The sequence below is a fragment of the Pseudoalteromonas sp. MelDa3 genome (assembly GCF_002863625.1).
GTDB lineage: Bacteria > Pseudomonadota > Gammaproteobacteria > Enterobacterales > Alteromonadaceae > Pseudoalteromonas > Pseudoalteromonas arctica.
Map to the genome: position 1 here is coordinate 14587 of NZ_PJBR01000015.1, position 13070 is coordinate 27656.

12 protein-coding genes are annotated in these 13070 nt (G+C 40.4%); 4 read left to right on the plus strand and 8 right to left on the minus strand.

Annotated features, from left to right (window positions below; genetic code table 11):
- Window positions 1-200: 200 nt before the first annotated feature.
- From CXF89_RS05285 to bioA, 8 genes are all read right to left on the minus strand, one after another.
- Window positions 201-1265 carry an HD domain-containing phosphohydrolase gene (locus CXF89_RS05285; protein WP_121953998.1) on the minus strand — a complete coding sequence of 355 codons (1065 nt, stop codon included), beginning with the start codon at window positions 1263-1265 and terminating at the stop codon, window positions 201-203.
- Between the two features lie 40 nt (window positions 1266-1305).
- Window positions 1306-1671, minus strand: a complete 366-nt coding sequence (locus CXF89_RS05290; protein WP_010552738.1) for a response regulator — start codon at window positions 1669-1671, stop codon at window positions 1306-1308.
- On the minus strand, window positions 1646-2836 hold the full coding sequence (locus CXF89_RS05295) for a sensor histidine kinase (protein ID WP_010552739.1): 1191 nt from the start codon (window positions 2834-2836) through the stop codon (window positions 1646-1648). Before CXF89_RS05295 ends, CXF89_RS05290 begins: the two co-directional genes overlap by 26 nt.
- 441 nt (window positions 2837-3277) lie before the next feature.
- Window positions 3278-4294, minus strand: a complete 1017-nt coding sequence (locus CXF89_RS05300; protein ID WP_007586793.1) for an ABC transporter ATP-binding protein — start codon at window positions 4292-4294, stop codon at window positions 3278-3280.
- Window positions 4295-4308: 14 nt separating this feature from the next.
- Complete coding sequence (locus CXF89_RS05305; protein WP_121953999.1) at window positions 4309-5808, minus strand: ABC transporter permease; 1500 nt, start codon at window positions 5806-5808, stop codon at window positions 4309-4311.
- Window positions 5808-6848, minus strand: coding sequence for an extracellular solute-binding protein (locus CXF89_RS05310; protein ID WP_121954000.1), 1041 nt, complete (start codon window positions 6846-6848; stop codon window positions 5808-5810). Before CXF89_RS05310 ends, CXF89_RS05305 begins: the two co-directional genes overlap by 1 nt.
- Window positions 6849-7661: a hypothetical protein gene (locus CXF89_RS05315; protein WP_024599542.1), complete on the minus strand. Its 813-nt coding sequence runs from the start codon at window positions 7659-7661 to the stop codon at window positions 6849-6851. It abuts the gene before it with no gap.
- 170 nt (window positions 7662-7831) lie between these two features.
- Window positions 7832-9133, minus strand: a complete 1302-nt coding sequence (gene bioA / locus CXF89_RS05320; protein WP_121954001.1) for an adenosylmethionine--8-amino-7-oxononanoate transaminase — start codon at window positions 9131-9133, stop codon at window positions 7832-7834.
- Between the two features lie 93 nt (window positions 9134-9226).
- On the opposite strand from bioA, the gene bioB reads away from it, so the two are divergent.
- From bioB to bioD, 4 genes are read left to right on the plus strand one after another with little or no spacing between them, the layout of a single operon-like run.
- On the plus strand, window positions 9227-10267 hold the full coding sequence (bioB, locus tag CXF89_RS05325; RefSeq protein WP_121954002.1) for a biotin synthase BioB: 1041 nt from the start codon (window positions 9227-9229) through the stop codon (window positions 10265-10267).
- Between the two features lie 12 nt (window positions 10268-10279).
- Entirely contained in the window at window positions 10280-11437 is a 1158-nt protein-coding gene (locus tag CXF89_RS05330; protein ID WP_121954003.1) for an aminotransferase class I/II-fold pyridoxal phosphate-dependent enzyme, read from the plus strand.
- Complete coding sequence (locus CXF89_RS05335; protein WP_121954004.1) at window positions 11434-12297, plus strand: methyltransferase domain-containing protein; 864 nt, start codon at window positions 11434-11436, stop codon at window positions 12295-12297. The genes CXF89_RS05330 and CXF89_RS05335 overlap by 4 nt, the downstream gene beginning before the upstream one ends.
- Window positions 12298-12325: 28 nt before the next feature.
- On the plus strand, window positions 12326-13009 hold the full coding sequence (gene bioD / locus CXF89_RS05340; RefSeq protein ID WP_024599599.1) for a dethiobiotin synthase: 684 nt from the start codon (window positions 12326-12328) through the stop codon (window positions 13007-13009).
- Window positions 13010-13070: the final 61 nt, after the last annotated feature.

Below are 13070 nucleotides of genomic sequence, written 5' to 3' on the forward strand. Positions count from 1 at the left end.
ACGTCTAAATTATTTTGAGTTATAGTATCTAAGTGAGCAGTGATTTTATCATTGCTCCAATCCCACCAAGCTATATCTAGCAGCGTATTTATTGTTTTATCGTCAAATATAAAAACCTACTTAAGGAAAACCTTCCATTGGTGAAGGATTATCGGGGTTTGGTCCGTTCATTGGGTTTTCTCTAATTAATTATGGACGTGTTACTTTTCAGTATACTTTTGTTTAATTGCTAAAATCTCTTCTTGAACTGCAAAAAAAGCATCCACTACTGCGGGGTCAAAGTGCTTCCCACTACCTTCTTTAATAATGGCAAATGTTTTTTCTTGTGAGAATGATTTTTTATAAGGACGTTTTGACGAGAGAGCATCAAATACATCAGCTATAGCAACTACGCGTGCTGCAATTGGAATTTCATTACCTTTTAAGCCATCAGGATAACCAGAGCCGTCCCATTTTTCATGATGTGAGCGGGCAATAATTTCACCGAGTTTAATAACCTCAGAATCAGAACCTGAAAGTATGCTGGCGCCTACAACGGTGTGCTGTTTCATTATTTCCCATTCTGCAGCATCTAATTGTCCTGCTTTAAGCAAAATATGGTCAGGTGTAGAAATCTTTCCGAGGTCATGCATCGACGCTGAAAATAAAATATTTTCAACTGTTCCCTCATCTAGCCCTACACTGCGTGCAACGGCCTCAGAATACAAACTCATGCGTTGAATGTGCGCACCCGTTTCTTCATCTTTGTATTCAGCAGCTTTGGTTAGCCTATTAATTGTTTCTAGTGATGCGGCTTTAATGCTTTGCATTGCTTGCTTTAGTGATTCAGTTCTTTGAGCAACTTCAGCTTCTAATTGTTTCTGATAATTTGTTCTTAAATCGTTATAGTCTTTAATCTTAAGAAGGGACTTAACGCGCGATAATAGCTCGTTTTTATCTACAGGCTTTGTAATAAAATCATCGCAACCAGCATCAATCCCTTTAACTCGCTCTTTTGTCTCTCTTAAAGCAGTAATAAGGACGATAGGTAATAGCTTTAATAGGGCGTCTTCTCTAACACGGCGTGTTACTTCAAAACCGTTCATACCTGGCATCATTATATCAAGTAAAATAAGGTCTACAGGTTGTTGTGCTAAGATATCTAATGCTTGTTTCCCGCCAGTCGCTGTTACTGTTTTATATCCCTTGGGTTCAAGATAAGCTTGCATGAGTTCAATATTTTGAAGGTTGTCATCTACAACCAAAATTAAAGGGCTATCTTTCATTAACTGTTCCTGTGTATAAAGGTTTAAATAATTGTAGTCATTACTTTATATATAAACTTATTTGTTGAGCAAACGTGCGTGTATCTATAGGCTTAGAAATATACGCACTGTTAGGTATACACAGTAATTGGTCTATATCTGCGGGTAAAACAGAAGCGGTAACAAAAACAATAGGAATATCTGCCGTTTCTTTTTCATCACGCAAAATTTTCGCAACTTCTGTTCCAGACATATCTGGGAGTTGGACATCTAATATAATAATTTTTGGAGTCTCACGCTTTATTGTTAAAAGCGCATCTCTTGCATTCATAGCAGTGAATACTTCAAAATTTGCCATGAGTAAAAGATCTTCCTCTAGCAATAGGTTATTCGCATTATCATCAACTATAACTATTTTGGTTTTCATTATGCTTTACCACAGACTTTTGTTTAATTGGCAAAGTTATACGAACCGATGTGCCTTTATTAACACCTTCAGATTCAATAACAAACTCGCCTCCATGCAACTTTACTAGACTTTTTGCGATTGGCAGCCCAAGTCCTGTACCTTCTGTTAATCTAGAATAGGGGGTTTCTATACGGAAAAAACCTTCAAATATTTTTTCCATATTTTCAGCAGCAATACCTATACCCGTATCCCAAATTATTATTTCTATTTCTGTATCAGTATGTCGTGTTTTAACGCCAATTTGACCCTCATCGGGTGTAAACTTCACTGCATTTGAAAGCAAATTATAAAGTATCTGTTTAACCTTAAGGGAGTCAGCTTCAATTGGTGGCAAGTCATCAGCAATATCAAGACACATATTCAATTTTTTCTGGTTAGCTGTATCTGCTGTAAGCCCTGTAATTTCGTGCAATACTTGGCGTATCGGCAAATGAGAGATAGTGAGACTCATTTTGCCTGCTTCAATCTTTGCCATATCCAGTATTTCATTAATAAGTAACAGTAAATGTTTGCCGCTCACCAATACATTTTTAACATACTGTTTTTGTTTGTCATTTAAAGTGCCAAATGTCTCATCGTAAAGCACCTCAGAAAAACCATTTATAGAATTAAGTGGGGTTCTTAGTTCATGCGACATATTTGCTAAAAACTCTGATTTAACTCGAGCAGCACTTTCCAAGTCACTCGTTAGCACTTCTAGCTCTTTATTCGCTTTTACGAGTCCTTCTTGAATCGCGTTACGTTCAGTAATGTCCTCGATAGACAATAAAATAATACGATCTTTTGACTGAGTACGTTTAATTTGCCTTGCGTTGAGCAGCATTGTACGCCAACCAATTGTTTTAAAATTGTGCTCAACTTTATAATCATCAAAGCTCGTTTTTTGAGGCAATATGGTTTCTAATAATTCACGAAGCTTGGGAATGTTCCATTGATTATTACCAAGGTTGTATATTAGTTTCCCGACTGTGTCTTTATGATTAGCGCGAAAAAACTCATAAAATGAGCGGCTTGCCGTAACTACTCTTAAGTGTTGGTCTAAAACAATCAGTGGTTCTCGAACCGTGTTTACAATACTTTCAGAGTATTCTAAGAGTTCTTTCTTGGTACTTATTTTATTCACTATCTAGATCCTTTGTACCATTAAGGGCTGAACAACTTTATAAACGTTTAAAGGATAATTAAGGTTCAGCAATGCTTGAATATAGCTTTATTTTTATAATACGTTCGCTAAAAGCAATGCTTAATAATGTGTTTTAATGTTTGTGTGTGGTTTTAACTAATATAAAAGACGTAACCTGATAAGTGATATCTGAGAGGAACTGTTTAACATTAATCTTTGTTCAGTAAACAGCAACAGCTGATTAATAGCAAGAGGTTCATAATTTAACCTGCATATTATTATTGTTTATTGACTATAGTGAGTTTTTTAAAGGTAAAAAGTATTAGTTTTAAGCGAAATAGGGTTTTAACGGAGAACGTATTTAAACTGAATTTTGGGTCTAAATAGTAAGTATTGATGTAGGTATTAATGTTTAAATTAATGCCTACATCAATATTTTAATCAGTCTATAGATTTATAAACCGCTAATGGGTGCGAGGTACTTAGTGATACATGCACTTCGTCGCCAGGGTTTACCACAACTTCATGGCTTACTCGGCTAGTTACAACCGTAGAGCACGCAAGTTTTACAGCGCACAAGCGGCTGCCACCTTCAAAACGTACCCAAATTACTTCGCCGTTATTGCCAACACTGCTTTGTACAAGTAACACATCGTCTGGTCGAAGTAGTACATCAACGTCGCCACTTTCACAGTCAACGCCATGAGCGGGAGCATTACCAATTGAGGTAGTGGCTTGTCCTTGGCTAAATTGGCCGCTAATAAAGCTGGCTTCACCTAAAAAACGTGCTACAAAGCGATTGTTTGGGGTACTAAAGCAGCGCTCGGGTGTATCGATTTGCTGAATTTTACCGCCTTTAAGCACACCAACACGATCGCCAACTGAGAGTGCTTCTTCTTGGTCGTGTGTTACCCAAATCGCCGGTACGCCAGCGGCTTTAAGTGCGTTTCTAATATCCCAACGAAGCATGTCTTTAAGGGCGGCATCTAAGTTTGAAAGCGGCTCATCAAGTAATACAAAATCTGGCTGATGGGCAAGGGTACGCGCCAGTGCTACACGTTGCTTTTGTCCGCCAGAAAGTGTTGCTGGTTTTTTATCTCTAAAATCGCTCAGTCCAAGTAGGTTTATCCAATACTCGGCAGGGGCTGTATCTTTTAATCTAAAGCAAATATTTTGCTGTACGGTTAAGTGCGGAAATAACGCAAAATCTTGAAAAACCATACCTACACTGCGTTTTTCAGGAGGTATTGTTAATTTGGGTGTAGCGCGCCATTTACCTGTGTTTATTTCGCCTTCGCTAATAGGTATAAGGCCAGCAAGGGCTTGTAAAATTGTACTTTTACCACAACCTGTTGGCCCTACAAGCATAAGGATTTCGTTTTCACCCAGCGATAAGTTTAAATCGCTTACTACGCGGTTACTGCCATAATCTATAGACAACTGACTTACAGATAGCATTGTTTCTTAAATCCTTAATGTTCAAACTGGTTGCGTTTTTCGCCAGACATCATAATAGCTAACCCGCAGGCAGATATCACTACTAACAATAATCCAGGAATAGCAGCGCGACCAAAGTAGCCCGCTTCGTATACACGCCATAAATAGGTAGAGAGTGTTTCAAACCCTGTTGGGCCAAGGAGTAGCGTGGCTTCTAGTTCGCGCATTGACTCTAAAAACACCAATGCTGCACCGGCAATAATACCGCGCATAGTTAAAGGCAGTGTTATACGAGTAAATACTTCACGTGGGCTTGCCCCTAATACGCGCGCAGACTTTACTAAGCTTGGATCTAAGTGTTCAGTGCTTGTTCTAACAGAGCCTACAGCAAGTGGTAAAAATCGCAGCATATAAGCAATAATAAGCAATCCCAGTGTTTGATATAAAAACGGTAACTGCAAACCACCGTAAACAAGCGCTGTGCCCATTACTATGCCCGGAATACCAAAACCAAAGTAAGTAACACGCTCCATTATACGACCCGCTTTTCCACTCAGTGCGGCATGTGCAACGGGGATCGCAACGATAACAGCTACAATTGCCGCAATACCCGATGCATACGTAGAGTTCCACGCAATATTAAAATCAAATGAGCTAAAACCATCACGAGCTAACCAAAGCGAAAATATAGCCAAAGGCAAGCCAATAGCAAGCAGTAAAACAGGTGCAAACGTAATAAATATTGCACTTAACTGTAGTTTGCTTGGGAATAAAATTAACGGGCGACCTTGGCGCTCAGGGGCTGTTTTTATTTGTGATTCAACTAAAAGTAAAAAGCCAACAATAACCATCAGTTGAAGCGAAAGCATGGCTGCACGCCCTAACGCAAAAGCGTTGTATTCAACGTAAATTACGCGGGTAAAGGTATCTAAGCGCATCATTGCGGGTGTGCCAAAGTCTGATAACGTATAAAGCGCGACTAACAAAGAGCCTGCTGCAATACCGTTAACTACACGCGGTAGTATTACTTTAAATATACTTTGCGTCATCGACATTCCAAGCGTTCGTGCAGCGTTAACCATGCTTGCATCAAGGCTCAGTAAAGATGAGCGAGTTGTCATCATTACAAATGGGAAGGTATAAAGCGTCATTACAATGGCGGCACCGGTTAGGCCATACATTGATGGGGTTTCTATTCCTGTTAAGGTGTTTATTTCGCCACCGGGGCCAAACGCTGCATAAAGGGTAAATGCGCCAATATAACTGGGGATTGCCAGCGGCGCCGCAAAAACAACCAGCCAGAGTTTTTTAAATGGTAAATGCACATACGCGCTAATAAACGCCAGTGGCACGCCAATTAAAATAGATCCGAGTACCGTTAAACCCATTAAGGATAACGTGTTACCTAAAATTTGAAGATTGTGGGTGTCAAACACTGAGCTTGCATCGCTTGCAAGTACAATTAATACATAAACAGGGGTAAGCGCAACAAGCGCTGCAAGCAGCGCCATTGGGTAAGAGGCCGGTATTTTCATTACAATACGCCGCTGCTTCGCATCAAATCTATAGTAGGGCGTAAATCAGCTAGCTGTGTTAAATCTACTTTAGGTGGAGAAATATTAGCAAGTGATGGTAGACCCTCAGGTTGAATAATACCATTTACTAACGGAATTTCGTACGCTTCACTGGCTAAGTAACCTTGTACTTCTTTACTTAGTAAGTAACGCATAAAGTTTGTTGCAAGCGGATCGTCGTTAAGCGCTAATACACCCGATGCATTAACTAAACAGCCCGCATCATTTTGTGTAAATGCTAAATCTAGCTTGGCATCAGGTTTACCTGATTTTAAACGCAAAGTGTAATAGTGATTTGCAAAACCAATATCAACTTCACCGCGTTCAACGCCCATAACAACGCCTAATTCACCAGCGTATGTTTTAGCACGTTTTTTAATCTTTTTAAGCCACTTAGCGGTTTTGTCATCGCCTTCTAAAATTCGCATTGCGGTTACAAACGATTGAAAAGAAGCGTAGGCGGGCGCCCAACCAATACTTAAATCGCTGTCGGCAATTTCCATAATACTTGTTGGAATTTGATCTTTAGTTAAACGCGACGTGTTATATGGCAATGTACGAATGCGGCCAGTTACAGGTGCCCACTCTTTATATCTAAATTGTGGTTGTAACTGAGCAGATAAATCACCTGGGATAGGTTGTGCAAGACCAGCATCGGTTACCAAACCTATAGCGCCTGAATCAACCGCCCAAAATAAATCAGCGCGGCGAACACCGGCTTTAGCTTCTGCAACAATGGTATTTGCTAAAGCAGCAGTAGGACCTCGGCGTATACCGAGTTTGAAGTCTGGATTTTTTTTCTGGATTGCTTGTAATACGTTTTCATACAAACCACCTTCGCCTCGACCTAAATAAAGGGTTAACTCACCTTTAAGCTTTGGTAAATCATCAACAGAAACTGGGTTTGCTATATCAGCGGCTAGCGCACGAGAAAGAGGTAGTGGCAATGAGCCAACCACCCCTAACGCAGCTAGGCCTTGAATAAAGGTCCTACGCTTCACTTAAAATACATCCTTACGGGCTTTTTCTGCTTTTTCTATAAGCGTTTTAGCGCGGTCTAATTTTGTTTGCATATCACTGATCACATCGCGTACTTCATCTACGCTTTTGCTGTTTTTAATTGCTAGTGGCAGTGTTACGTTAAAGTCTTTTTCCAGCACTTCAACTAGGTTAGCGTCTTGCTCAATAAGTGTACCTTCAACGCCTTCAAACAGGTGTAGGTAAGTGTCATGAACAATTTCAGTTGCTTCGTCTTGTAAACGCTCAGCAAATTTAGCTACTACACGGTCTAATTTGTGCTTAATTTCATCAATTGTGGCACTTTGTGTCATTTCTTTTGTAGCGGTTGCTTTTACTGTGTCTAACAAGCCTTTTTGCTGGAATTTTGCAGCAAGCTTAACAGCCCCAAGGCCTTGCCACAAGGCTATGTTCATCGCTTTTTGTTGTTTACGAACTTCCTCAGCAGGCTGCTTATTATCAATGGCCATTTTTACGCCATAAAGACCCTGCCAAATAGAAGCGTATACCGGTACAAAGTTAGTTTCTATTGCGCTGTGAAACTTAACTGATTCCCAATATTCAATTAAATCATCAGTTTTTACAGATTTTGCGCCTTTAGTATCGTAGTCGCTTACCATGGTATCAACTTTGCCTACCATCCATTCTACTTCTTCTGCGTAACTTTTAAGGTTAGCTTGAAGATGATTAACATGCTCGCCAATAGGGCCGTTAGCTAATACTGGTTGAGCCATAAACGCCGAGGCTAGTAAAAGGCTTGCACCTAAAGTTTTGGCTGGTTTAAATAGTAATTTCATAGCAAAGAAGTCCAAAAGGTAATTGTAAATGATAGCCATTATCATATAGTTTATGCTTAGCGAGATCAATAACCACAAACTCGCTTAATAGATAAAAACACTAAATGTAGCGGTAGGTTACAGTAAATAGCGCTATAACCTGTATTAAGGCTAGTAATTGAGACCGGCTATTAAGCGTAATGCTTGCCTTTAATGGCATTATAAATGGCATCACACAGTGTTTTTATACTGGTGTCGTCACTTATATACGGTGGCATAAGGTAAATTAGTTTACCGAATGGGCGTATCCATACGCCTTGCTTTACAAAATAAGCCTGAATTTTAGCAACATCAACATTGCCCGCAGCCTCGTTGAGTTCAACAACACCTATTGCGCCTAAGGTACGCACATTGGCAACCGCATCTAGTTCACTGCATTTATTAAGTTGTTGTAGTTGGGTGTTTATTTGATTTATTCGTTGTTGCCAGTTTTGCTCTAGTAATAAATCAATACTTGCGCAGGCCGCTGCACAGGCAAGCGGATTACCCATAAAAGTAGGGCCGTGCATTAAAACACCGGCTTCACCTTCGCTAATGCCAATGGCTATTTTATCGCTAGTTATAGTGGCCGATAACGTCATTGAGCCGCCAGTTAATGCTTTACCAATACACATTATATCGGGCTCTATATTGGCGTGCTCTACAGCAAATAATTTACCTGTACGGCCAAAGCCTGTGGCTATTTCGTCGCAAATTAGCAGTACATTATATTGGGTGCACAATTTACGTACGCAGACTAAATAATCAGGGTGGTAAAAGTTCATACCACCTGCGTTTTGTACAATAGGCTCAATGATAAAGGCGGCTACTTGGCTGTGGTTTGCTTTAAAGTATTCTTCAATCTCTTTGGCTTCAGCTTGGTTAAACTCGCTATCAAATTTACTAACCGGTGCAGGCACAAAAACGTGTTCAGGTAAAAAGCCTGAATATAAACTATGCATTGAGTTAACGGGGTCGCATACGCTCATGGCTGCAAAGGTGTCGCCATGGTAGCCCTTGTAAGGCGTCATTAATTTTTGTTTTGTTGTAATGCCTTGGCTTAACCAATATTGCAGCGCCATTTTTATTGCCACTTCAACACTTACCGAGCCGCTGTCGGCTAAAAACACTTTAGTTAAACTAGACGGCGTTATATTTACTATTTTTTTGCAAAGCTCTACCGCGCTGTTATGTGTAATACCGCCAAACATAATGTGGCTCATATTATTAATTTGCTCAATCATGGCGTTATTTATAACAGGGTGGTTATAGCCATGTATTGCGCTCCACCACGAGGCCATGCCATCGATTAATTGCTCGCCAGTTTCGAGGTAAATAATGTTGTGATTTGCATGTGTAACGGGGTATACCGGAATTGGCTTTGTCATAGAGGTATATGGGTGCCAAATGTGCTCACGATCAAAATCAAGGTCAATCGTATTCTTTTTAATCATATGTAAACTTTAACTTGGTGGGCTTCGTTGACAATGGTACTTCAACTCGTAGACTAAGCCAATATCACCGCTGAGAAAAAATAAGAGAGTATTATGGAACTTGCACCTGTTCGTCACGATTGGACCCACGCTGAAGTTAAAGCATTATTTGAAATGCCATTTAACGATTTACTGTTTAAAGCCGCATCGGTTCACCGTTCTAACTTCAACCCAAATGAAGTGCAAATTTCTACGTTGTTATCAATTAAAACAGGCGCTTGCCCAGAAGATTGTAAGTATTGCCCGCAGTCGGGGCATTACCGAACTGATTTAGAACGCGAACGCTTAATAGAAGTAGAAAAAGTAGTAGAGCAAGCACGCCTTGCAAAACAAAAAGGCGCGACCCGTTTTTGTATGGGCGCTGCATGGTCAGATCCAAAAGACAGAGACATGCCATACATTTCGCAAATGGTTAAAGAAGTAAAAGAGCTAGGGTTAGAAACCTGTATGACGCTAGGTAAACTCACTAACGAAAAAGCCCATGAACTTAGAGACGCAGGGCTTGATTACTACAATCATAACCTCGACACGTCTCCGGAGTATTACGAGCAAATTATATCAACCCGTACTTTTCAAGACAGACTAAACACCATTGACCACGTACGCGATGCCGGTATGAAAGTATGCTCGGGCGGAATAGTCGGCATGGGCGAGCAAGCAAGCGACCGCTTTGGACTACTTATGCAACTAGCTAATTTGCCACAACAGCCAGAAAGCGTGCCTATTAATATGCTGGTTAAAGTTAAAGGCACACCGCTTGAAAACGTAGACGATTTAGATCACTTTGAATTTATACGCACCATAGCAACAGCGCGTATTATGATGCCACACAGTTATGTACGTTTGTCAGCAGGGCGTAACGCCATGAACGAGCAAATGCAATCTATGTGCTTTTTTGCAGGTGCAAACTCAATATTTTATGGTGATAAACTACTTACCACCGAAAACCCAGACGCTGATGCTGATATGAACCTAATTAAAAAACTAGGCATGAACCCAGAAAAACGTCACGACTATTCAGATGAAGCCGTAGAAGCCTCGCTTTCATCGCAAGTAGCCGACAAAGCAACGTCTGAATTGTTTTACGAAGCGTAGGCTTTTATATCTATGCCTTTTGATTTTATAAATACGCATCTTGAGGCTCGCCAGCAAGATGCGCTGCTTCGTAAACGCAATGTAGTAGAGCACGCTACAGCGCGCACCATAACGGTTAATAATAAAACCTATCTTAATTTTGCGAGTAACGACTACTTAGGTTTTGGGGATGAGGCTGTAAACCTTAATGACCCCCAAGCATTAGGCAGCCACAGCTCAGCATTGGTTACAGGTTATCAGGCGCAGCAAAAAGCGCTTGAGCAATACTTATGCGAGCAATTTGGTTATGGCGCAGGCATGTTGTTTAACTCAGGGTTTAGTGCAAATAGCAGCGTAATTAAAGCGTTGTTTCAAGATAAAGCTGCTGCACAAAACAGTGCTATTTTTCAAGATAAGTTAAATCATGCAAGCTTGATTGACGGTGCTTTGCACTCTAATGCTGCTTTAGTGCGTTTTAATCACAACGACCTAAACCATTTACGTTCACGGCTCGAAAAATCAAAAGCGCAAAACAAGCTTATTATAAGCGAAGACGTGTTTTCGATGGATGGCGATACCGCGCCGCTTAAAGAATTACTCGTCTTAGCAAAACAGCACAACGCATGGCTAATGATTGACGACGCACACGGCTTTGGTGCATTAGGTAAAACAGGTTTGGGCAGTTGCGAAGTACTTTTAGAAGAGGGCGTTACACTTCCAGATATATTAGTTATTACCTTTGGCAAAGCCGTTGCCAGTAGTGGCGCGTGTGTATTGGGCAGTAAACAGTTTATTGATTACATGCTGCAGTTTAATCGCGATTATACGTACTCAACTGCTATGTCGCCGCTAATGGCAAGCCACACACTTGCGCGTATTAAAAGCATAAAAACAGCTGATGATAAACGCGATAAGCTAAATGCCAATATTGCATTATTTAAGCAACTCGCTAAAAGCCATAATATTGCTGTGATGGAATCAAACACAGCCATACAGCCCATTGTATTAGGCTGCGCTGAGCAAACGTTGCAAGCGGCAGATAAACTTAAGCAAGAGGGTATTTGGCTCACTGCAATTAGACCGCCCACAGTGGCACATAACACCTCACGTTTGCGCATTACTTTAACAGCCGCACATACCGAGCAAGACATAATGCACTTAGTGAAGCATTTAGTAGGTGCAATAGCATGATTGCTCAGCCAGTATTAAAAACAGACCTAGTGCAAACACAACTTGTAAAACCGTGCCTAGTAAGTAGCGATTTAAATAGAGAGTTAAACAAGGATTTAAGCAAGGAGCTTAAAAAGTCCACCCAAAGTAAGTTTTCAAAGGCGGCGGCGAGTTATAACGCCCATGCAAATGTACAAAAACATGCTGCGAGTGATCTATTTGCACTCATAAAACCAGGCTTTAATAAAAATATGCTTTGTGTTGATTTAGGCGCAGGCCCACTTGTTAATACGCATACCTTACAAAGTATGTTTGCAAGCGTTATTGCCATGGATTTGAGCTTAAACATGCTACAAAGTAGTGATTTAACCACAACTAAAATATGTGCCGATATGGATAACTTACCGCTGCAAGCAAACAGTGTTGATGTTATTTACAGTAACTTTGCAGTGCAATGGTCTGCTAATTTTTCGACTTTAATGCAATCACTTTACAGCATATTAAAACCAGGCGGGCAGGCGTACATAAGCACTGTGGTAGAGGGCTCACTTAACGAAATAAAAACAGCGTTTGCAGCGCTTGATTCAAACAGCCACATAAATACTTTTAATAGTGAATTGCATATAAACCAATCAGTCCAAAATGCAGGGTTTATTATTAACAGTGCAAAAAAATGTATTTATACCGATGAATACACAACACCTTTAAAAGCGATTGCTTCAATTAAAGCTATAGGGGCAACTACGCAAAATCATACCAATACGCGTCAAGGGTTACTTACCAAATCTGCGCTACAAAAAGTGTGCAGTGCGTATCCGCTTATAAATAACAAAGCATGTGTGTCTTATCATGTGGTGCTGTTATCATTAGAAAAACACTAAATAAGCCCAAAGACATTAAAGGCAACGCATGAAAGAATTTTTTATAACAGGCACCGACACCGATGCCGGAAAAACCCACGTTACCAGTTTGCTATTAAAGTTACTTGCCCAACACAAAAAACAAGCCATTGGCTTTAAGCCTCTTGCTGCTGGCTGCGAAATGGCGTTTGATCAGCTAGTAAATGCTGATGCTCTCATACTAATGGAAAGCGCAACAGTAAGCGCTAAATACGACGTAGTTAATCCGTTTGCGTTTGCACCCCCTATTGCACCGCACATAGCTGCTGATCAAGTTGGGGTGAGTATTACTGTCGATAAACTAAGTGATGCTTATAAAAACGTAAAACAACAAGGTGCTGACATTATCCTTACTGAAGGTGCGGGTGGATGGGCACTACCAATTAATAATACCGACTATTTATACGATTGGGTAAAGGCTGAGCAGCTACCAGTCATACTCGTTGTAGGTATGAAGCTAGGTTGTTTAAATCATGCATTACTAACCGCTGCGCATATGCAAAGCATGGGTATAAACTGCGTTGGTTGGATTGCAAACCAAGTCGATAAAAATATGGACGAGTACCAAGCAAACCTAGATTCACTCAAAGCACGTTTACCGTTTCCAATACTTGCCATAAGCCCATACAGCGAGCAAACGCCTAAGTTACAAATATACAAAAGCTTGCTTAGTGCGTTATCTATAAACACTTAAGCGGTTTTAGAAAGATTTACTTTTTTTAGGTAAATATTGAAATAGTCAGCCTTAGTACACA

Excerpts from the sequence above, each read along its gene's own strand:
- CXF89_RS05335 (WP_121954004.1), top strand. The coding sequence starts at position 11,434 with ATGATTGCTCAGCCAGTATTAAAAACAGACCTAGTGCAAACACAACTT.
- CXF89_RS05315 (WP_024599542.1), bottom strand. The coding sequence starts at position 7,661 with ATGAAATTACTATTTAAACCAGCCAAAACTTTAGGTGCAAGCCTTTTA.
- bioA (WP_121954001.1), bottom strand. The coding sequence starts at position 9,133 with ATGATTAAAAAGAATACGATTGACCTTGATTTTGATCGTGAGCACATT.
- bioB (WP_121954002.1), top strand. The coding sequence starts at position 9,227 with ATGGAACTTGCACCTGTTCGTCACGATTGGACCCACGCTGAAGTTAAA.
- CXF89_RS05300 (WP_007586793.1), bottom strand. The coding sequence starts at position 4,294 with ATGCTATCTGTAAGTCAGTTGTCTATAGATTATGGCAGTAACCGCGTA.
- CXF89_RS05305 (WP_121953999.1), bottom strand. The coding sequence starts at position 5,808 with ATGAAAATACCGGCCTCTTACCCAATGGCGCTGCTTGCAGCGCTTGTT.
- CXF89_RS05290 (WP_010552738.1), bottom strand. The coding sequence starts at position 1,671 with ATGAAAACCAAAATAGTTATAGTTGATGATAATGCGAATAACCTATTG.
- CXF89_RS05330 (WP_121954003.1), top strand. The coding sequence starts at position 10,280 with ATGCCTTTTGATTTTATAAATACGCATCTTGAGGCTCGCCAGCAAGAT.
- bioD (WP_024599599.1), top strand. The coding sequence starts at position 12,326 with ATGAAAGAATTTTTTATAACAGGCACCGACACCGATGCCGGAAAAACC.
- CXF89_RS05285 (WP_121953998.1), bottom strand. The coding sequence starts at position 1,265 with ATGAAAGATAGCCCTTTAATTTTGGTTGTAGATGACAACCTTCAAAAT.